Source organism: Nostoc sphaeroides (genome assembly GCF_003443655.1).
Taxonomy (GTDB): domain Bacteria; phylum Cyanobacteriota; class Cyanobacteriia; order Cyanobacteriales; family Nostocaceae; genus Nostoc; species Nostoc sphaeroides.
Map to the genome: position 1 here is coordinate 5,711,496 of NZ_CP031941.1, position 21,486 is coordinate 5,732,981.

General features: G+C 42.3%; 16 protein-coding genes and 2 pseudogenes. 9 read left to right on the forward strand and 9 right to left on the reverse strand.

All coding sequences use genetic code 11. The annotated features are described in order from the left end of the window. Nucleotides 1-558: 558 nt before the first annotated feature. Together psbU and nadB are read left to right on the forward strand one after the other, a co-directional pair. Nucleotides 559-987: a photosystem II complex extrinsic protein PsbU gene (gene psbU, locus D1367_RS25545; protein WP_118169267.1), complete on the forward strand. Its 429-nt coding sequence runs from the start codon at nucleotides 559-561 to the stop codon at nucleotides 985-987. Between the two features lie 307 nt (nucleotides 988-1,294). Then, the gene (gene nadB / locus D1367_RS25550) at nucleotides 1,295-2,971 is read left to right on the forward strand and encodes an L-aspartate oxidase (protein ID WP_118169269.1); all 1,677 of its coding nucleotides are present in this window, start codon (nucleotides 1,295-1,297) and stop codon (nucleotides 2,969-2,971) included. A gap of 167 nt (nucleotides 2,972-3,138) precedes the next feature. On the opposite strand, the gene D1367_RS31305 is transcribed toward nadB, so the two are convergent. The 4 genes from D1367_RS31305 to btpA all read right to left on the reverse strand — a co-directional run bounded on the left by D1367_RS31305 (nucleotide 3,139) and on the right by btpA (nucleotide 9,167). Beyond that, the gene (locus tag D1367_RS31305; RefSeq protein WP_152589043.1) at nucleotides 3,139-3,375 is read right to left on the reverse strand and encodes a hypothetical protein; all 237 of its coding nucleotides are present in this window, start codon (nucleotides 3,373-3,375) and stop codon (nucleotides 3,139-3,141) included. A 1,033-nt stretch (nucleotides 3,376-4,408) separates the two neighbouring features. Further along, a complete protein-coding gene (locus D1367_RS25555) occupies nucleotides 4,409-6,607 on the reverse strand; it encodes a CHASE2 domain-containing protein (RefSeq protein WP_118169271.1) in 2,199 nt (732 codons plus the stop codon). Between the two features lie 562 nt (nucleotides 6,608-7,169). Beyond that, complete coding sequence (locus tag D1367_RS25560; protein WP_118169273.1) at nucleotides 7,170-8,153, reverse strand: vitamin K epoxide reductase family protein; 984 nt, start codon at nucleotides 8,151-8,153, stop codon at nucleotides 7,170-7,172. A 165-nt stretch (nucleotides 8,154-8,318) separates the two neighbouring features. Next, the gene (btpA, locus tag D1367_RS25565) at nucleotides 8,319-9,167 is read right to left on the reverse strand and encodes a photosystem I biogenesis protein BtpA (protein WP_118169275.1); all 849 of its coding nucleotides are present in this window, start codon (nucleotides 9,165-9,167) and stop codon (nucleotides 8,319-8,321) included. A 671-nt stretch (nucleotides 9,168-9,838) separates the two neighbouring features. Between btpA and rimO the strand changes: the two genes are divergently transcribed. The 3 genes from rimO to D1367_RS25580 all read left to right on the forward strand — a co-directional run bounded on the left by rimO (nucleotide 9,839) and on the right by D1367_RS25580 (nucleotide 13,860). Continuing rightward, on the forward strand, nucleotides 9,839-11,158 hold the full coding sequence (gene rimO, locus D1367_RS25570) for a 30S ribosomal protein S12 methylthiotransferase RimO (RefSeq protein ID WP_118169277.1): 1,320 nt from the start codon (nucleotides 9,839-9,841) through the stop codon (nucleotides 11,156-11,158). A 263-nt stretch (nucleotides 11,159-11,421) separates the two neighbouring features. After that, on the forward strand, nucleotides 11,422-12,954 hold the full coding sequence (locus tag D1367_RS25575; protein WP_118169280.1) for a DEAD/DEAH box helicase: 1,533 nt from the start codon (nucleotides 11,422-11,424) through the stop codon (nucleotides 12,952-12,954). Nucleotides 12,955-13,281: 327 nt separating this feature from the next. Further along, complete coding sequence (locus D1367_RS25580) at nucleotides 13,282-13,860, forward strand: Uma2 family endonuclease (RefSeq protein ID WP_118169282.1); 579 nt, start codon at nucleotides 13,282-13,284, stop codon at nucleotides 13,858-13,860. A gap of 10 nt (nucleotides 13,861-13,870) precedes the next feature. Here the strand turns inward: D1367_RS25580 and D1367_RS25585 are convergent. Beyond that, nucleotides 13,871-14,819 (reverse strand): annotated as a pseudogene (locus D1367_RS25585) (aldo/keto reductase). Nucleotides 14,820-15,161: 342 nt separating this feature from the next. Further along, nucleotides 15,162-15,386, reverse strand: a complete 225-nt coding sequence (locus D1367_RS25590; RefSeq protein WP_100901136.1) for a hypothetical protein — start codon at nucleotides 15,384-15,386, stop codon at nucleotides 15,162-15,164. Nucleotides 15,387-16,161: 775 nt separating this feature from the next. On the opposite strand from D1367_RS25590, the gene D1367_RS25595 reads away from it, so the two are divergent. Next, nucleotides 16,162-16,773 (forward strand): hypothetical protein, encoded by a 612-nt coding sequence (locus tag D1367_RS25595; RefSeq protein ID WP_118169283.1) that lies wholly within the window; start codon nucleotides 16,162-16,164, stop codon nucleotides 16,771-16,773. Between the two features lie 128 nt (nucleotides 16,774-16,901). Here D1367_RS25595 and D1367_RS25600 read toward each other — a convergent pair whose 3' ends face one another. From D1367_RS25600 to D1367_RS25610, 3 genes and pseudogenes are all read right to left on the reverse strand, one after another. Further along, on the reverse strand, nucleotides 16,902-17,138 hold the full coding sequence (locus D1367_RS25600; protein WP_118169285.1) for a hypothetical protein: 237 nt from the start codon (nucleotides 17,136-17,138) through the stop codon (nucleotides 16,902-16,904). An 18-nt stretch (nucleotides 17,139-17,156) separates the two neighbouring features. Continuing rightward, nucleotides 17,157-17,969, reverse strand: a complete 813-nt coding sequence (locus tag D1367_RS25605) for an Rpn family recombination-promoting nuclease/putative transposase (protein ID WP_228674745.1) — start codon at nucleotides 17,967-17,969, stop codon at nucleotides 17,157-17,159. After that, a pseudogene (locus D1367_RS25610) lies at nucleotides 17,884-18,735 on the reverse strand (RNA-guided endonuclease InsQ/TnpB family protein); the annotation flags it as partial. The gene D1367_RS25605 and the pseudogene D1367_RS25610, both read right to left, overlap by 86 nt. Before the next feature lie 166 nt (nucleotides 18,736-18,901). Here D1367_RS25610 and D1367_RS25615 point away from each other — a divergent pair. Genes D1367_RS25615 through D1367_RS25620 form a run of 3 tightly spaced genes read left to right on the forward strand, consistent with a single transcriptional unit; the run spans nucleotide 18,902 to nucleotide 21,375 of the window. Further along, the gene (locus D1367_RS25615) at nucleotides 18,902-20,335 is read left to right on the forward strand and encodes a BCD family MFS transporter (RefSeq protein WP_118169287.1); all 1,434 of its coding nucleotides are present in this window, start codon (nucleotides 18,902-18,904) and stop codon (nucleotides 20,333-20,335) included. A 41-nt stretch (nucleotides 20,336-20,376) separates the two neighbouring features. Then, nucleotides 20,377-20,538, forward strand: coding sequence for a hypothetical protein (locus D1367_RS31310; protein WP_181984961.1), 162 nt, complete (start codon nucleotides 20,377-20,379; stop codon nucleotides 20,536-20,538). Nucleotides 20,539-20,568: 30 nt separating this feature from the next. Then, on the forward strand, nucleotides 20,569-21,375 hold the full coding sequence (locus D1367_RS25620; RefSeq protein WP_118169289.1) for an inositol monophosphatase family protein: 807 nt from the start codon (nucleotides 20,569-20,571) through the stop codon (nucleotides 21,373-21,375). Nucleotides 21,376-21,486: the final 111 nt, after the last annotated feature.

Here is a 21,486-nt window from a genome sequence, read left to right on the forward strand (position 1 = left end):
AAATATTAAAAATTGTGTAGTATCAAAACCGAAACTTTTTCCAGCCCAGTCTACGGTACATCAAAAATGATGCTATAGATGATTAATAGGTTAAGAAATATTACATAATAGTTCATCACTATCAACTCATCTTGCTAGGGTTTTCGGTATTAGGTATCGAACGATTTCATATCTGGTTGGGAGCTAGAATCAGCCACCCCGAAAAGATTTCGTCTATTTGGGAATGCTCAGGATCATGGATAGAAGCGTATTGCAGCTATGTAGTCACTGTTACCACGATAAAAATTTTTGGCAAAAGTACAGTCAAACCCAGTAACGGTAAATATTGTGGATATTAATACGCTGTATATTAGTTTCTGATGACTGCTGTGTTGATTAAGCTATCAGGTTTTGTCCTTTGTCCTTTGTCCTCTGTCCTTGGCGCTCTGACTAATACTTCGGCAACGCCCTTCGGCTACGCTCAGGACAAGCTCAGTACAAGTGACTAATGACTCATGACTAATGACTGCTGTTAGCTTAAAACTTTTATTTCTGTTTGATGGAAAGAGGTAGAAAATCGTGAAAGGATTGGCGCGTTTATTAACAGTGTTTAGCTTGTTACTTAGTTGCTGGGGATGGTTGGGAACAACTCAGATAGCCCAAGCTGCTAGTTTCAACAGTTTTGCATTTCCTCAAGTCCCAATTCTGGCAATTGAGCGGCAGAATCGGGCAGATGCGAAGCTAGGAACGGAATTTGGTAAAAAAATTGATTTGAATAATACCAACGTCCGAGCTTTTCAACAGTATCCAGGGCTTTATCCCACCTTGGCTAAGAAAATCATCACAAATGCTCCCTACAAAAATGTAGAGGATGTATTGGATCTTCCAGGATTGAGCGATCGCCAGAAAGAAACCCTGCAAGCCAACTTAGATAAGTTCACCGTGACAGAACTAGAACCTGCCTTTAACGAGGGAGACGATCGCTTTAACAACGGCATCTACAGATAACTGCACGTTGCAGCTAATGTAGCAAATAGCAGCCCACTCCTGATTCTAGGGAGTGGGACATGATATGAGTTATGAGTTATGAGTTAGGAGTTATGAGTTATGAGTTAGGAGTTAGGAGTTAGGAGTTAGGAGTTATGAGTTAGGAGTTATGACTTTTTAACTTCTCGCTTCTCACTCCTCACTTCTAACTTCTCGCTTCTCACTCTTCACTTCTAACTTCTCGCTTCTCACTCCTAACTCCTCACTCCTAACTTTCTAACTCCTAACTCCTCACTCCTCACTTCTAACTTCTAACTCCCCCATTACCTTGTCTCAGATAGATATTCCTAGCCAATTTGATGTCTTAGTAGTCGGCGCTGGTGCTGCTGGACTATACACAGCGCTGTGTCTACCAGATTCCTTACGAGTCGGCTTGATTACCAAAGAAACTGTCGCTTTATCCGCCAGTGATTGGGCGCAAGGTGGTATTGCCGCAGCAGTTGCCCCGGAAGATTCTCCCACGCTACACATTGAAGATACGATCCGGGCAGGTGCAGGTTTGTGCGATCGCACCGCCGTAGAATTTCTCGCCCAACTTGCCCCTAACTGCATTCAATCTCTAGTTGACTTGGGAGTTGCTTTTGACCGTCATGGTCAAGCCTTGGCTTTAACTTTAGAAGCTGCCCATTCTCGCAACCGCGTTCTCCACGCCGCAGACACCACAGGGAGGGAAGTTACCACCACCCTTGCAGCCCAAGTATTACGTCGCCAAAATATTCAAGTCATTCAGCAAGCTTTGGCTTTGAGTTTGTGGATTGAACCCGAAAGCGATCGCACTCAGGGAATCAGCCTGTTTTATCAAGGGAAAATCACATGGGTAAGGGCTGGTGCTGTAGTTTTGGCAACTGGAGGTGGTGGTCAGGTATTTGCCCAAACTACTAACCCGGCGGTGAGTACGGGTGATGGAGTAGCGATCGCATATCGGGCTGGGGCGATCCTGCGCGATTTGGAATTTGTGCAATTTCACCCCACAGCCCTCACCAAACCTGGTGCCGATCGCTTTCTCATTAGCGAAGCTGTACGCGGTGAGGGCGCACACCTTGTCGATAACGAAGGGCGGCGTTTTGCCTTTGACTACCACCCGGCGGGTGAACTCGCACCCAGAGATGTAGTCAGTAGAGCAATTTTCAGCCATTTACAACGTACCGCCGTTGATTTAGCTACTGCCCATGTGTGGTTGGATATGCGCCCCATACCTGCCGACAAGATTCGTCACCGCTTTCCCAACATCATCAAAGTTTGTCAGCATTGGGGAGTTGATGTCTTCCATGAACCAATTCCTGTGGCCCCTGCTGCCCATTACTGGATGGGTGGCATTGTCGCGGATCTGATGAATCGCACGAATATTCGCGGTTTGTACGCGGTGGGTGAAACCGCTAGTACCGGGGTGCATGGGGCAAATCGCCTTGCCAGTAATTCCCTGCTGGAATGTATTGTGTTTGGCGCCCAGATGAGCCAAATTGAGTTAGAAAATATTGGGCTGCCGTCAGAAACACCAGTATTACCATTACAGAAATTTAGTGCTGATGCTAATGAGTGGCATATCCAGCAAGCACAGCTAGAAGCACTCAGGGAGAAGTTACCACGTCTAGTGTGGGAAAGTGCTGGTATTTGTCGGGAGAAATCAAAGTTAGAAACTGCGATCGCTACTATTGAATCTTGGCAGCAAGATTTTGCTATCCTGCCTTTAAGTCAATTCTTGCTTGCTTTACGTCCCGCCCAACCAGCTAGTTTTGACATACCAGATGTTGAACGGCAATTGAGACTTTGGGCAGAAACGCGCAATTTATTAGATGTAGCTGATTTAATTCTTAAAAGTGCTGCTTTTAGAACCGAAAGCCGAGGTGGACATTACCGTTTAGATTATCCTCAGCCAGACCCGAATTGGCAAGTTCACGCACTTGTACAAACACATCATTGGTGGAAATCTCCACTATTATCTTGATTAAAGTTTCCCGAACAAGCTTCTAGGAAAGCCTTTTAACAAGTTCCGTGGGTTTAATTCCCCCGGTTCAATAAAAAAGCAAGTTTTGTGTTGGGCTTAAATCCTCCCTCTGCCCCCTGCCCCCCTGCCTACACCGCGATAGGATATTTTATTTAGTTAGAAGTCCCTTAGCGGGTGCCGCTACCATGCTGACTGTCGGGGCCACCATAATTTGGTGGGATATACGTGTCTTTTAAATTTTCAGAATTGACTTTGCGGGCAATTAAGGTGTTACTGCTAGTAGCGCCAAAAGCATTAGCGCTTGCAGTACTGAACATACCTGTAGAGGTTGCAATTTTCGGTATTAAAATGTAAGCGCCTATACAGAATATCATAAACTTAGTGATTCGGAAGTTAGTCTTCATAGGTTTCAGTAAATTTACTCTTTTTTCATTTAAAAAACGTTTTTTTATTTCCTACCGTATATTTACTAGCTTCTGTAAAAAAACAACTTTGCTAAATTAATTTAATGTTGTTGTTGGTGTACAATCAATTATGGTTAACTCTTGTGTATTAAGCTTTATCTGCTGTTAGTGAATAGTTTATCTACTTAAGTAATATTCTTAACGTGTTCTTTTTACATCAGTCAAAAGTTAGATATATTGATCAATTCCTGTAAGCATTTTTTATAAATCTAGTATACATTAATAATATCTTAATACTTCTAAGTATAGATACGACGTTTTTTGGCTAATAGTTCATAATATTGTCCAGTAATACTTAGTTAAATGTATATTTAAAATTTAATTATAGTAAAGATATATAAAGTTGGATGAAGTTAACTACTATTTTATAAGGATTTTCAAAACTATGAACTATGAAACACCGTAATAAACCGAATAAATACCAGTATGCTTTAGTATTGTAAAAATATATACCAAATATTGACAAAATTAATTTATTTGCTAGTGAACTCTGATGACTAATACCTTTCTTACCTATGTTCTTAGGTTTAGTCTTCAGGTAAAAAGCCTTACTAGTGTTCTGTCCCAAAAGTTTTGAGAGGTTAGTGGTGTTCAGATACCCGGGCAATACTGCGTAGGTTTTGGCAAAAAAATAAAAAATGTGTAGTGGTCTGTCCCATTAATTTTGCGGGGTTGTAGAGACGCGAAATTTCGCGTCTTTACAGGGTTTTGGTAACAAACTAATCAATCAGAATTAATGAGACAGAGCACTAGTAGTCTGTCCCATTAATTTTGCGGGGTTGTAAAGACGCGAAATTGTACTTCGTCCCGCTACGCTAACGCGTCTTTACAGGGTTTTGGTAACAAACTAATCAATCAGAACTAATGGGACAGACCACTAGTACAGCGTGGCGGAAATGAAGATGCCATTCTCAATCGTTCAAAGCCTTAAAAGACAAAAAAGAAAAAACCTGGAGACTTGACTATTGACTAATTAAGCAAATTCGTAGCGATTTTTACCCAGGCGCTTGGCACGGTACATTGCTGCATCTGCTTGTTTCATTAAAGTCTCACTGTCTTCACTGTTGTATGGATAGACACTAATCCCAATACTGCCAGAGACTCGGATTGCATAGCCGTCCAAAACAACTGGCTTGCTAATACTGGTTAAAATTTTAGCAGCGATTTTAGCAGCTATTTGAACATTAGGAATTGCCCGTAAAATCACAGTAAATTCATCGCCACCCAAACGAGAAACTGTATCACTAGTGCGTAAAGAGTTGCTGAGTCGTCCGGCGATAGTGATTAGCAAGCGATCGCCCGCCTCGTGCCCCAGAGTATCATTGATCTGCTTAAAGCCATCTAAATCAATAAACAGCAGTCCCAGCAACAAGTTGTTATGTTGCGCCCAATGTAACGATTCGCAAAGTTGTTCGGCAAAAAATTTGCGATTAGATAGACCTGTTAGGGGGTCGTGATAAGCTAAGTGACGCAAGTGGTCTTCTTTAAGTTTTAGTTCCTTGTTAGAGCGAAATAGTTCAGCAGCAGTAAGTTTTAACTGTTCTTCCATAAGCTTGCGCCCAGTAATATCTCGGATGACTCCAACTAAAAAGAAATTGCCAGCTGAGTCTTTATGAAGCGATCGCTTAGTGGCAATTTGATGAGTCTGACCATCTGCATTGGTAAATTCTTCTTCATGTTCCTGGGGTTTTTGAGTCCTGAACACCAGATCATCGTGTTGTCGAAACACATCGGCTTCATGTTTAGGGAAAAAGTCATAGTCTGACTTTTCGATTAACAACTTATTCGGATAACCGATAAATCGACAATACGCCTCATTTAAAACAATCCACTGGTGTTGTTCATTTTTCACAAAAATTGGATCGGGAATCGTGTTGATTACGTGATGCAAAAATTCTTTAGAACGTTTCCACTCTTCCTGAATGTGGGCAATATGACTGGTCATCCAAATAGCTGAACTGCCGAAGCTAAACAGTGAGGGAATTAGCGGTATCCACCAACCATACAAGAAAGCAAGATATGCACTCAGGGTCAATACCAAGCAAGAAACTAGAATGCTAAGAAAGCTCTTGGTTGGGTGTCGTATCCGCCATGTCGTCACAGTTCCCAGATAAGACCAGATAAAAATCCACAAGTCTTCCACCAAGTCAGGCCAGACCTTGAGTAAAGGCCGTCCTTGCAAAGCAGCTGAGATTAACTCACTAATAAAATAAGCTTGCAGTTGAATACCAGGTATAGGCTTTGCCGTACCCATTAGACTGCTGGAGTAGGGAATAAATACAAAATCCTGTAAACTGGGTGCAGTGGAGCCAATAAGTATAATCCGATCTTTGATTAAGTTTTCTTTGACTTTATCTGCCAGTACATCTCTCATCGATACCTGGCGAAAACTACAAAATTCTCTAGATGAAGTTTGACACTTGGGTTTGGGAAAATTAGTCAAAATTTGGTAGCCCCTAGCATCCGCTCGCACATAGCCACCATCATTAGCCTCAAAACGAGTAAATGCCGTCTTACCCAATTGCAAATACTTAGGGTTGTTTTTTGCTTTAGTGGGAGTTATATTTTCTGACTTTAAATACAATAAAGCCAACTTCAGAGCAAAACTTTCGTGTACCTGATTATTAACGTGCCAATACAACAAACTGCGACGGACTTTCCCATCAAGATCGTACAGCACATTGTTAAAGCCCACTTGATCCTTATTTAGCCCTAATGGAGGTGAAACATTAACGTTTTTGTCATTTGCCAGTAACTCAATACCAATCAAGTTGGGCATTAACTTATAAGCATTACGAAGTTCTTGATTACCAGGTTTTACTGGCAAATCTCGGTAGATATCTAAGCCAATAGCACGGGGTTTGTGGACGTTCAATTTTTCTAACAACTGGGCAATATTCGCATCTGGAATCGGCCACGAACCTACTTCCTTTAAATAGGCTTCATCAATCACTACGATAGTAATACGCTCTTCTGGCGGTTCATTTGGACGTAAGCGAAAAAATTGATCCAAAGCTGCCAACTCCAAAGATTGTAATAATCCGATGGAGTGCAAAAGCAGAACGCAGACTGCAACACTGGCGGCAGTAATCAATTCTCTGTGTCCTCGACTAAGCGATTGTTTCAGTTTAAAGATTAACTTCACAAAACGCTTGCCTAGCTGCTGATTCATTCCCATTACACTATTGGGGAGAAATATTCTCTATTTCCTATAGCTATTAACTATTGGATTAACATAGTTCAAGAATGAGCTAAGTAAGTAGGGACAATTAAACCTAACTACGTAAACTTATGTAAAGCAGCGTAAATGCTTTGAATATAAGCTTTTAAGCAATTTACATTTCTTAATCTAGTTGTGTTTTTTAGCGCCCACCTACTTAAATAGAGTTTCTAAGACTTTTTCAATTCAGTAAGGTTATTCAAGATATTGTGGTACTTGTGATGTATTAACATATATTGAGGCCAATTATTTGGCCAGACAGCAACTGGGACTTTTGTAGCTATCAGCACAAATTAAGTATAAATGTGGGGTGCTTCAGTTTACACCAATGGCAAGACGCCCATCCTACAATAAATAGTTGGATATTTTTTTATTTTAAGTCCCTAAGCTATTTCTACTTATAAATTGACACCACTTATTATCTATTACCAAAAACAAAAAAGCCAACTGGAAACAGACTTTGCTGTATTCATGCAGTTGACTTGGTGTGAACTATACCGTACTGTTAGGTCGATTACCTGAAATACTTAAAGTTACGAGGGCCCGTGTAACCAGAAACTTTCGCTAGTTCCTCTAAATTTTGGACTCCGCTATAGCTTTTACCATTGATAATCCAAGTGGGGAAGCCTTCAATTTTTGCGGCTTTACATAGTTCGGGTTGAGCTTTAAATCCTTCGGGAATGCACTCTACCTTAACCTGACTGTTGATTATTTCTTCGGCTTCTTGACCAAAAAGCAGCTTTTGTTCATGGCAGTGAGGACACCAGTAAGCACTGTATTCCTTTGCGCCTACCTTGGCCAGATGGCGTGCTAAAGCGATTTCTGCCTCACCAGAAGTGGTAGTAACTTTCCAACCGAAGGCTGGGTTAGCTTCTCCTTTAGGAGTAAAGGTAATTTTTGCGGGTTGTCCTGGAGTTACAGGTGTAACATCTGATTGATTCACGCCAGCATAAAGCCCTAAAGTGCCAATCAGCGTCACCATTCCTACAATAATGGCGGTAAAGAAGATTTGTCCTATATCCTCCCAAGTCCGACCGATAATCGTCAGTACCAAAAGACTCACAGAGAACAAAGCTGAACCGATACAGTAAGGACAAATAGCTTTGATTTCAGATGCTAGCACGTACATTAAGTAGCCGCTAAAGACAGACATTGCGATCGCACCCGCCAGCAGCAGCAACCACGTCCAATTTTCCAATTCTTTGCGGCTATTCTTTTCCCCTGAGTTGAATATCAAAGGAGCCAAAGCAAATATCACCATACTGATGTATGCCAAAAACCCAAACAAAGCTAATGGCTGACCAAAAACTGTAGCCCAAGGGCTAGAAAGCACATCATTACAGCCCTTTACACCAGCCTGTGCTACACAAGCTGCACTGCCTCCTGTTAACTTTTCTATGGTCAGATAACCAGTTATCAGGGCACCACATCCAGCGATCGCGGCAATCAATGGACGTGACCATTTATGAATCCAAGGAGTAGAACGACGGCGAATCATAAATATTAAAGGATGGGGAATGTTAAAAGTTAGGAGTTAGGAGTGAGGAGTGAGGAGTTAAGAATGAGGAGTTAAGAATGAGGAATTAGGAACAATTAATTTAAAACTCATAACTCCTAACTCCTAACTCCTAACTTCTAACTCCTAACTCTCTTTCCCCACTCCCTAAGAATGTAACTTTACTTGTTCTGCGGGTTTACTTTCACTTTTGGAGTTCCAATTGCGACGCGCAGCTTCAACAAATTGACTGACGCGAATTGGGTCAATTGGTTGCTCTATCCGTCCGTGACGTTTCAGGGAACTGGAAACTATGACACCATCTGCTGCTTGCATCAATGTATCAATATTTTCCCAATTCGCCCCACTACCGATGAACACTGGCGTGCCAGCTGCTGCACCACAAGCTAGTTCCAAATCTTCTAAGTTAGGCGGACTACCAGTAGCCCAACCAGATAAAATCACTCCGTCTGCTAAACCCCTTTCAATGGTGTCTTTCACGGCGACTGTGAGATTTGGAGAACTCAAAGGACGGGCGTGTTTCACCAATACATCGGCCAGGATTTTAACATCACAGCTTAACTCCCGTCGATAGCGGAGTAATTGATGGGCTTCTCCCTCAATTAATCCTTGATCGGTTGCCATCACTCCCGTGAGAACGTTAACGCGGATGAATTGCGCCTGTACACAGCTAGCGATCGCCATTGCACTTTTGCCGTCGTTTCGCAAAACATTTAAGCCTATAGGCAAAGTCACCAAATTTTGTATCCTCTGCACCACAATGGTCATGGCACTCACAACCACCGGATCGACTTGGTTTTTGGTAAACGGCGCGTCGAAAAAATTCTCCACAATCAGCCCGTCAACCCCTCCACTTGCCAGGGCGGCAGCTTCTTGTTCGGCGCGGTCAATCACCGCTTTTAGGCTACCTCCCCAACGAGGTGAGGTTGGCAGTGGTAGCAGGTGAACCACGCCAATGATCGGTGAGCGAGTTTTAAATAATTGATATAAGTCCACGTCTTTAATCCGCCTCACGGAGTCCAGAGTCTAGAATGTTTTGACTATTGACTGTATGACCCTTGACTCTTGACTTTTCATTAACTAGTCAAATGTGCTTTATGATAGTCGGTTTATTGCCTCCTTCCTTAGATGGAAATTGGCCTCCAACCTCCCATAAGATATGTTAAGATAAAACTTGGCTACAAGAGGAGTTTGCCACTCACTAGACGCGAGGCAGCTTTCCGTGGTTTAGGCGTCTTGTCCGCGCCCAGTCGTAGGACTTGCCAATCGCCAGGATAGCATTACTGCTTTATTAGCGTAGTCGCTTTCGTCGATTTCCCGGAGGGTAGCGACTTCTCACAACAAGCCCCTTGGGCGGCTTCCCGATGGGTAGATTAACAACGCACACGCTGTGGTAATGTAAAATACCAATAGGCGAATTGTTAAAAAAGATTACAAGTGTCAAATGTACCCAAAGACACTTCAATTTACCCTGGGGAACAGATTGATAGGAATATCATAACATGGCCTCTATTTTTATTTATTAATAGGGTTATGACACAAACAGTTATTAACAGTGGATATTTGCCACTGTGCTGTTTTCATGAGGATGCTGATAGCAAAAAAGCTTAATTTTGCGCCAGAATGTTTGATTACAGGAAGAAAAAAAATGAAGATTTTTTCAAAATATGGGTGACAAGCCAACAATTGCCATTTCTCACCTGGGCTGCGAGAAAAACCGAATTGATACAGAACACATGCTGGGAATGCTCGTAGAAGCAGGCTACGGTGTAGATACAAATGAAGAGTTAGCAGATTACGTTATTGTTAATACTTGTAGTTTTATTGAAGCAGCCCGACAAGAATCTGTCAGAACTTTAGTAGAACTGGCAGAGGCAAACAAAAAAATCGTCATCACTGGCTGTATGGCGCAACATTTCCAAGAACAGCTTTTGGAAGAGTTGCCGGAAGCAGTAGCGGTGGTTGGTACAGGTGATTATCACAAAATTGTAAATGTAATTGAGCGTGTTGAACTTGGCGAACGGGTTAAACAGGTTAGTATCGAACCAACCTACATCGCTGATGAAACTACACCGCGCTATCGCACTACAACCGAAGGCGTAGCTTACCTGCGGGTTGCCGAAGGTTGTGATTATCGTTGTGCATTTTGTATCATTCCTCATCTTCGAGGCAACCAGCGATCGCGTACTATTGAATCTATAGTCGCCGAAGCCGAGCAGTTAGTTAGTCAAGGGGTAAAGGAAATTATTTTAATTTCCCAAATCACCACTAATTACGGTTTGGATATTTACGGTCAGCCAAAATTAGCCGAATTACTTCGCGCTTTGGGGAAAGTAGATATACCGTGGATCAGAATGCACTACGCTTATCCCACGGGACTGACCCCAGATGTGATAGCGGCGATTCAAGAAACACCAAACGTCTTGCCTTATCTGGATTTGCCTTTGCAACATTCTCATCCAGATATTCTCCGCGCCATGAACCGTCCTTGGCAAGGGCGGGTAAATGATGGGATTATAGATCGCATCAAAACGGCGCTACCAACAGCCGTATTGCGGACAACATTTATTGTTGGTTTCCCAGGAGAAACAAGCGAGCATTTTGAGCATCTACTAGAGTTCGTTGGGCGACATGAATTCGATCATGTTGGCGTCTTCACCTTTTCCTCTGAGGAAGGAACCCCAGCTTATAAGCTACCAAATCAGTTGTCCCAAGAGGTGATGGACGATCGCCGATACCAACTGATGGAACTCCAGCAACCGATTTCTCAAAAGAAAAATCAACAGGAAGTAGGCAAAATAGTCGATGTCCTGATTGAGCAAGAAAATCCTGAAAGTGGTGAACTAATAGGTCGTTCAGGTAGATTTTCCCCAGAGGTTGATGGTCTGGTATATGTCAAAGGCCAGGCAAAATTAGGAACCATCGTGCCAATAGCGATTCACCACGCTGATACATACGACCTCTATGGTCAAGTAGTCAATAACTAAGTTGTCATTTGTCTTTTGTCCTTTGTCTTTTGTTAAATGACCCTTACAAATTCATCCTTATACTAAGGTCAATACTGCATTAATGGCAGTTTTCATGAGGGTTTACCTGAAACGCTGGCGGACTTGTTGGCATAGCCTCTCCAAGATTTGAGGTATCGCTACCGCCCTAAGCTCACTAATGACTAATGACTAATGACTAATGACTAATAACTAATGACTAATGACTAATCCAAAAATCCTTAGATAAAATTTAGGACGAATTAATGACTCTTTCATTTCAAGAATTAGGCATTTCTCAAGAACGTGTCGAAGAACTAGAAAAAATCGGTTTTACCGAACCAACTAACATTCAAGTGCAAGCAATTCCCCAATTGCTAGCCGGTCGTGATGTGGTAGGTCAATCTCAAACAGGAACAGGCAAAACGGCAGCATTTTCACTGCCAATTTTAGAGCGGCTAGATATCAATCAAAGAGCCGTACAAGCCATAGTTTTAACACCAACTCGTGAATTAGCAATGCAAGTTCACGATGCGATCGCCCAATTCATCGGCAATGAAGGATTGCGGGTGTTAGCAATCTACGGTGGTCAATCAATTGACCGTCAAATGTTACAACTCAAACGTGGCGTTCACATGGTTGTGGGCACTCCCGGACGGGTGATCGATTTGCTCGATCGCGGCTGTTTAAAGCTCGATCAAGTAAAGTGGTTTGTGTTAGATGAAGCCGATGAAATGTTGAGCATGGGCTTTATTGACGATGTGATAAAAATCCTCTCGCAAGCGCCCGTAGAACGCCAAACAGCTTTATTCTCCGCAACAATGCCACCATCAATTCGGATGTTGGTGAACAAGTTCTTGCGATCGCCTGCAACTGTTACCGTTGAACAGCCAAAAGCCGCTCCCAACAAAATCAATCAAGTAGCTTACTTGATCCCCCGCCACTGGACAAAAGCCAAAGCTTTACAGCCAATTCTGGAAATGGAAGATCCAGAAACAGCTTTAATCTTTGTCCGCACCAGACGCACAGCCGCAGAACTCACCAGTCAGTTACAAGGGGCTGGTCACAGTGTCGATGAATACCACGGTGACTTGTCCCAACAAGCGCGGGAACGGTTATTAGTAAGATTCCGTAACCGTCAAGTTCGTTGGGTGGTAGCAACTGATATTGCAGCACGAGGGTTAGATGTGGATCAACTCTCCCATGTAATCAACTTCGACTTACCCGATAGCGTAGAAACCTACGTCCACCGTATTGGTCGTACTGGTCGTGCTGGTAAAGAAGGAACAGCAATTTCTTTAGTACAACCATTTGAGCGCCGCAAACAGCAAACATTTGAACGTCATAACCGTCAAAGTTGGCAAGTGCTGACGATTCCTACACGCGCCCAGATTGAAGCAAAACACATTCTGAAATTGCAAGAACAGGTGCGGGAAGCTTTGACAGGTGAGCGTTTGGCTTCATTCTTGCCGATTGTCAGCGAACTAATTGAAGAATACGATGCTCAAGCGATCGCCGCCGCCGCACTGCAAATTGCTTACGATCAAACTCGTCCCGCTTGGTTGAGTTCAGATGTGGAAATTCCCCAAGAGGAATCCTCCGCTCCCAAACCAAGACTCGGCAAACGTCGTGAATCTTCTTCCAGCGATCGCCCCCGTGCTGCCTGGAAATCAGATAGCAGCAATGGTGAAGAAAGACATTCTTCTCCCAAGCCAAAACTGCGGACAAGTGGACAGGATTCTTCTGTATCTCCTAGTAAAAAGATAGGTTCACCTACAGCTAGAGAATCAGCTTCTTAGTCAAGCGTTAATTAATTTTGGATTTTAGATTTTTTCTTCAATCCAAAATCCAAATCTAAAAATGGAGAGTTGAGAGTTAGGAGTCAAGATTTTGACTTTGGCTCTTGACTTTTTGGCTTTTTGGGTGATTTTTTCTACCAATTTGTAGGAAGATAAATTTAACTGACTTTTCACGGTATCTGGAAAACCTCTCTCTAAATCTCTCTCCTAAAAGGAGAGAGACTTTGAATTTTCCCCCCTGGTACGGAAGAGGGGGTTAGTTTTTTTGTGGCTTTTCCACATAACGTGAAAAGTCAAGTAGTTCACAGATGCATTCTTCGTGGTCTTATGTTCACTATTCCAGACTTAGAGCAACTACAAGCAGAGCATCCAGAATGGCAGATGGAGTTAGTAGACGGAAATATACTTCTTATGGGGCCATCAGATTATGAGTCAGAGGAAATAGGTGCTGAGTTAATTAGATTACTGGGTAATTGGGTACGCCCACAGAAGCTAGGACGGGTGACTGGTTCTAGCGCTGGTTTTATTTTACCGACATTAGAAACTGAAAACGGGAAAGAAGCTGATAACGAAAAACGAAATCTTCGCGCTCCTGATGTGTCTTTTGTTCGTGCTGATAGACTTAAAATAAGCAAGCGCGACTTTGTGGAACTAGTGCCTGATTTGATGGTAGAGATAAAATCTAAGTCAGACCGCATCAAACCACTGGTAGAAAAGATTCAGCTATTCCTACAACTTGGATGTACAGTTGGTATCCTGATTGATCCTGACAAATTGACGCTCACAGTTTATCGACTCAACCAAGAGCCAATAGTTTTGCAGGATAATAACAAACTGACACTACCAGACTTATTACCAGGTTGGGAGCTAGTAGTGTCAGAAATTTGGCCTCCTGTGTTTGAGTAGTTTAAAAATACTACAGCCAAGGACGACTAACTTCTTCTAATTCTCCAATTTCATCGTCGCTTAATCTCCAGCCTAAAGCACCAGCATTCTGCCGTACTTGTTCGGCTGTCTTCACCCCAGCAATGGGAATAACGTTACCCTGAGCAATTAACCAGTTGAGAGCAACTTGGGCAGGAGTGCGATCGTATTTTTCCCCGAAGTTGCGTAGCAAAGATATGACTGGGGCAATTTTTTGCAACCCTTCTTTGTTAAATCGCGGGTCTACTTTTCTCGCACCAGTGGGGGTTTCAGTACTATCAATACTGTACTTACCTGTAAGTAATCCCTGTGCTAAAGGACTATAAGCCAAAATAGTCACACCCAACTCACGGGCAGTTGCTATAATACCTTTGCTTTCAACTTGGCGACTGAGTAAAGAATAGCGCACTTGGTTCACAGCCAAAGGCACTCCCCGCGCCGCCAATATTTGATGCGCGTCTCGCATTTGCTCTGCTGAGTAATTACTTACACCGACTGCCGCAATTCTACCGAGCTTCACTTCATCCGCTAGAGCATTCATCAAAGTTTGTTGACTTAAAAGGAAGGCAAAAGGCCAATGCACTTGGTACAGGGCGATTCCGCTCAAGTTGTAGCCGTTTGAGGCTGGCTGTTAAAGCATCAGAGACAGATTGGCCTGTGAATCGCCACGGTACGGGGCCAAATTTTGTGGCGATTTGCACAGGTTGTTGTGTCTGTTGCAGAAATCGGCCCAAAAATTCCTCGCTCTTTCCCATTCCGTAAATTTCGGCAGTATCAAAGAAGGTAATACCAGCTTCTAAGGCTGCGGTAAAGGCTTCTTGTAACTGTTCTGGGCCGTAGGCACTGCCATAATTCCAAAATAGTTTATCACCCCAAGCCCAAGTGCCGATGCACAAGGGTGTAACAGATGGGCCATTTTGCCCCAATGTGATGTTTTCCACGGTTGCAAAATTTAATTTATTTATATTTCTTTACTTTTATAGTCTATCGTTACAGGCAAGATTGGGTGTGGAGAAGTTGATGTAGTCTTTTTCAGGATCTTCACGGTGCGATCGCGATTTAAACCCTGAATCAAACGCGCATAAACAAGATTCCCGACAACTTTTACGAAGTCGGGGATCTCCGGGCTGCAATTCTCACAAATCAAATAGGATTGCTATAGTTGAGTGTAAGCTCTTCCACATTTAAATTGCATAAGCTGGGCGGGCAAGATGCCCACTCCACAAGAGTTATATTTAATTCGATTATGCAAATTAGATGTTTTTTAGCTTATTTACTTGTAATTATGAATTAGATGGTTTCTCCTGCTTGACTTTTTTGATTAATTGCATATAGACATTAATTTCACTAATTTCTACATCATGCTCAACTCTGGTTACTTTCCATTTCTCTTTTTTTAGGTAAACTTCCTCTCCTACTCTGGGAGTAAATTGGAGATCATAGAACTTTTTTAGAAAATCTTTTTGATTTTCTTCCCATAATATTACTTTGACTGGTTCTTGACTCATTGCTTATGCCTTTTTGATTACTAGATGAAGCTAAGTAGTTTGATGACATACATACAGCAAGTTTATCTTACTAATTCAATGGAATAGCGTAGTTAAAACCACATTTTAATATTGATATTTTTATGTGCCTTGATTGTGCCCGATAAAGTTACATCACAATACCATAATTCTAGTAAGCACCTATAGTTAGAGTTTCTCGAAGAATTACTTCTGGATCGCTTATTAAACCAATCGATAGATTAAAGACTTCTTATGGTCATAGTGGTCTGTCAAATTGATTTTGACGGTTAGGGAGACGGGATAAATCGCCGTCTCTACTCTTAATCTATCCGTCAATTATTTCTTGACACACTACTAGTAAATATCCTGAAACATTTCCATACTCACTGGTACAATCACTGTGTTTTCACTAATGCTGGAGGGCGATCGCTATTTCTTAGCTAGTTCCTGCTCAATGTTGTTATCAGTCTTTGTTCAAGCTTTTTGACTTTTATTCTGATCATGATAATTCAACCGAATTTTACGGGAATACTTATAAATGAAAACCTAAATATTTTTGGGAGAGCATTATGTTTGGACTTGAAAAGATAACAGTTGGAAAAGTACTAAAAGCTGCAACAGTTGCTGCTGGAGTTGGTGCTGTAGCTATAGCTGCATAGTATGGCTGATCCCGGTTTTTTGTTCCAATGGACATAATATCCCTATAAGTGCTATCAAGTCTATCAATCTGGACAGTTCGGCTTCCAATAATTTTATCTTCTCTAAATAACTAAACATGGGTGTATTTAACAAAGTTACAGCAACGTTTCACGAGTCTAGACAATTCCTAAAAAGAAGTCTAGAAGAATACATTATGTTTAGCTCAGAAGCTAAACAATTGACTTTGACAAAAAAAATGGTTTTACTTCTCTGTCAACAAGCAGAATCTAGAGTTGAACAATTAAAAAGCTTAGAACCACACTCTGAGGAGGGACTTATTGCGACAATAGAGTACAATAAAATTCAAGTAACATTACACTTTACTCCTGAGAAAATAACTCTTAATAAAGATTGGGTTGAAGGGGAGCTTCGCTTATTGAAACCGCCTCAGTTTGAGACTGAATCGATAGTTTACCGTTACCTCATTGCAGCTTGGACAAGATTTCTGGGAAGTAAGCTTCCCAATGGAGCTTTACCAAAAGAGGTTAGACTTGAAAATAATAAGGTTTACTATACTCTTCCTCGAACTCAATTGCAGCTTTTAGATTCTCTTTTCCATAGTCTTGAAAATGGTTCTGCTTTGATGATTAACCTTCAACAAGGAAATTTAACTATTGAAACTTCAGTAGCTCTGAGTTGGAAGAATTTTAAGCTCCAAAATCTGCTTCAGCTTCTGAATCTCAAATAGGCATATCTTAATCTGTCACATTTTGGTGCGATCGCTCTAGATACCATAAAAGGGCAATTGAGGATTTTAATCAAGCTCTCCTCATTTTGAAAAAATATGACAATAGACATAGAATGTCCATTCTATGTCTATTGTTGTGTGGCAAGCTGGACAGCTTCTATATCAACATTGAGATGTTGAGCAATCTGCTCCACACTCATCCCTGTTTTTAGTAACAGAGGCACAGTAAGTTTCAACATTTCAGTTTTCCGTTCTTCTCGTCCTTCTTCTCGTCCTTCTTCTCGTCCTTCTTTTCGACCTTCTTCTCGACCCTCGGCTTTCGCTTCCTGATAAACTCTTGTTTGCTCCAAAGTCAATCCCAGCATAGCTTTAACTTCCTAATTCTATGTGGTTGACTGTGCAGCAATCTGGACAGCTTTTATATCAACATTGAGGTGTTGAGCAATCTGCTCCACACTCATCCCTGTTTTTAGTAACAGAGGGACGGTAAGTTTCAACATTTCAGCTTCCCGTTCTTCTCGACCTTCTTCTCGACCTTCTTCTCGACCTTCTTCTCGACCTTCTTCTCGACCCTCGGCTTTCGCTTCTTGATAAACCCTTGTTTGCTCCAAAGTGAGTCCTAGCATAGCTTCAACTTCCTCTCTACTTAAGGTTGAAAACTTATAAACGGCGATTGTGGTGATGATGTCTAGTATTTCGTTTTTCGGCAGTGTGTCCGTTTCCTCTAATTTTACCCGCTCAATCAATTGCTTTGCTTGCTCTGCCATCACTTCATCCGATGCTAGAGTCAACTGCATCAAGTTGATACCTATTAACTGCTGATTAGTCGCGGCTAACTCATCTAAATAGATTCGCTGCACTTGGTCGCTGTTGAGAAATATTCGATGAGTTTTTTGATCTCTTGGTTCCAAAGAGCGTGATGAAAAAATTACCACACAGAACCAGTCATCGTACTGAGAACGATTCCGGTTCAGGTACATCAGCGACTCGGTAAAGAACCGATGGTACAGGGCTTCATCTTTTTGGAATTGAACTTCAGCAAAAAAGATCACTCTAGATGTTGCATCCTCTGGAGTTGACATCCACCCCAGCCATAAAATGGCGGGGATTCTAAGAAGTTGCCTTCTTAGGTTTTCTGCTTCCACGAGTCGGCTTGCTTGGAGGATTTGCATCACCCAAGTAGAGGTCGTTCTCATCCACAGACGTTAACGTTCCCGTGTGCCCCACGGTACGGAGTCCTATCTCAAGTATGTTTCGCGCAGCATTATGGTCACGGTCTAACACCATTCCGCACTTGTTGCATGAATGAGTTCTAGTGCTAAGAGATTTTTTGACAACCTGACCACAATTAGAACAATTTTGCGAAGTATTATGGGGTGGAACTGCAACAGTTGCCACACCAAACACTTTGCCAAAATATTCAACCCATTGGCGGAACTGCATCCATGCTGCTTCATGTATCGATTTCGCTAGATGATGATTTTTTACCATATTCCGTACCTTCAAGTCTTCATACGCCACAATGTCGTTAGACATCACTACGCACCTTGCCAATTTCACAGCAAAGTCTTTACGCTGGCGATTTACCTTGAGGTGCTTACGGGCTAATTTATTTCTAAATTTAACCCGGTTCTGAGAACCTTTTTTGGTTTTAGAGAAACGACGCTGCAATCGTTTAAGCGATTTTTCCGACTTTCTCAAATGCCTGGGATTCTCAACTTGGTTTCCATCACTATCAGTCAAGAAATAGTTTAAACCAACATCTAACCCAACTGTTTTATTAGTTGGCTGTCGTTTTTCTATTCGATCTTGGTCGATGCAAAACTGGCAATAATAACCATCTGCACGACGCACAACGCGAATGCGCTTAAACTGCTTCAACTGATAAAAATGCAGGTCACGAGTTCCCCAAAGTTTAAAAGTTCCTGCTTGAAAACCATCCGAAAAAGTGATGTATCTACGAGCCCTAAAAATAAATCCTAACTTGGCTGAAGCATACCCTAATTGAGGTGTATAACTGCTTGGGAAATCGCAACTTCCATTTTTCGTTCGCTGATTTTGAGCGGGTAGGGTTTATCTTTATTTAAATAGAGAGATTAAATCCTATAAAGCATACGAGAAAGTAGCTATGGCAAGCGGTGAAGTATTTGATACCAAAACTAAATCCTTATCTGTGCCAAGGGTAAACCTGCTGACCATGTTCCGGCTGGGTTTATTTCAGATGGGGTTGAGCATGATGTCTATTTTGACTCTGGGCGTACTCAACAGAGTCATGATTCAAGAAATAGCAATTCCGGCGACGCTAGTATCAGTAGTTCTAGCACTGCCTTTATTTGTTGCTCCTTCCCGTGTCTGGTTCGGCCAGATTTCCGATGCTAAACCTTTATGGGGATATCACCGCACAGCTTATGTTTGGGTGGGCGCGGCAATATTTGCGATCGCAGCATTTTTAGCTGTACAAGTAATGTGGCAGATGAATCTTGCTGGAAATAGTGCAGGTACTTGGGTATGGACAACCCAAACAATCGGCTGGACAGCACTTTTGGCTTTAGTTTTCGCTGTATACGGTCTAGGAATTTGTGCTAGCGGTACTGCCTTTGCTGCTTTATTAGTGGATATATCTGAAGAAGATAACCGTTCTAAAGTAGTCGGTGTGGTTTGGTCGATGCTAATGGTGGGGATTATTGTTGGCGCAATTATCAGTGCCAGCTTACTGAAACAGTTAACCCCAGAAGCAACTGTAGAAACCTTGCAGCCAGCCATCAACAGGCTATTTACTATCGTCCCAGCAATTGTATTTGGTTTAGCGATCGCAGCAACATTCGGTGTAGAAAAAAAGTACTCTCAATACTTAACCCGTTCCACACTGGTGAACCGGGAAGACAGCATTACTCTAGGCAATGCTTGGAAAATCTTGACAGCTAGCCCACAAACAGGTATATTTTTCACCTTTTTATTGGTGATGACTATCAGTTTGTTTATGCAAGACCCGATTTTAGAACCTTATGCGGGTCAAGTGTTTAAAATGCCCCTAGCGGAAAGTACCAAATTAAATATTTTTTATGGAACGGGTCTACTGATTGCCTACGGTGTTACGGGCTTTTACATTGTCCCGCGTTTGGGTAAGCGCAGAACTGCACGTTTCGGCTGTATGTTGGTAGCATTCTGTGCAATATTGCTAGGTATATCAGGATTCACAGCTAATGCAGCAGTTCTCAAATTAGGCTTGGTTTTGTTCGGTTTAGCCACAGGTTTCTTAACAACGGCAGCAATTAGCTTAATGTTGGATCTTACCGCAGCAGAAGCCGCAGGTACGTTTATTGGGGCATGGGGATTAGCGCAGTCCCTCTCTAGAGGAATCGCGGTGGTAATCGGAGGTACAGTTTTGGATATTGGACGCAAGCTGCTACCTAGCCTAGAGTTAGCTTATGGACTGGTATTTGCCCTAGAAGCGGTGGGAATGGTGCTATCGATTTGGTTTTTGAATCGGGTGAATATTACAGAATTTCAAACAAGTACAAAGCAAGCGATCGCTTCAGTTTTAGAAAGCGATTTAGACTAAACTGTATAGGGCATAGGGCATTGGTATAGGAGAAATGACCAATGACAAATACTTCGGCTTACCTCGGCTTACTTCGACTTCGCTCAGTACAAGTCGCTCGGCACAAGTCGCTCAGTACAAGTGACAAATACTTCGGCTTACCTCGGCTTACTTCGACTTCGCTCAGTACAAGTCGCTCGGCACAAGTCGCTCAGTACAAGTGACCAATGACAAATGACAAATGACTAATAACCATGAATGATTTTTGGACAACAATTCTTGATTTTGCTCAAACTACCACTACTAGGGTGGGAAAACAGCTAATGCAAGATTTTGGGAAAGTACAGGCTTCTCAAAAAGCTGATGGTAGTTTGGTGACGCAAGCAGATAAATGGGCAGATCAGGAAATTCGGGATGCGATCGCTTCTACTTTCTCTGGTTACGGCATTTTGAGCGAAGAAAGCGATCAGTCATTTCCCGGTACTGAGTGGTGCTGGGTAATTGATCCTCTTGATGGTACAACCAACTTTACACGCGGTATTCCCATCTGGACAATATCTCTGGGTTTACTGTATCGAGGTACGCCCATTTTTGGGTATGTTTACGCACCAACTTTGAATCAAGCTTTTCATGGTTTCTGGGCGGGTTCATCTGGTTTAGCAACACCAACAGGAGCATTTCTCAACCACCACCCCATCCACACTAGTATAGATAGTCCCAGCAACAATCACTTTTTTAACCTCTGTTCCCGCAGCACCGCAGCTATCAAAAACGGCTTTCCCTGCAAAATTCGCATGTTGGGTGTGGCTAGTTATAACTTTTTGACAGTTGCTACTGGGGCTACTCTCGGTGGGATTGAGGCGACACCAAAAGTTTGGGACTTAGCCGGGGCTTGGGTAATTGTTCAGGCTGCTGGTGGGGTATGGGCGTCGCTGAAATCAGAACCGTTTCCGTTGTCAGCAGGAGAAGATTATAGCGATCGCTCTTTTCCCACTTTGGTTGTCAGTCGTCCCGAATTAGTTCCGGTATTTCAACCTTTTCTCGAAAGCGTAAAAATTTAATATAATAATTTATTGCATATCTGAAAACACTAATTTTGTTAAACAGCCCAGCGATCGGCGACATAGCCGAAATTCAAGTTAACAAAGTCCTAGTCAGACAAAAAAATCAAG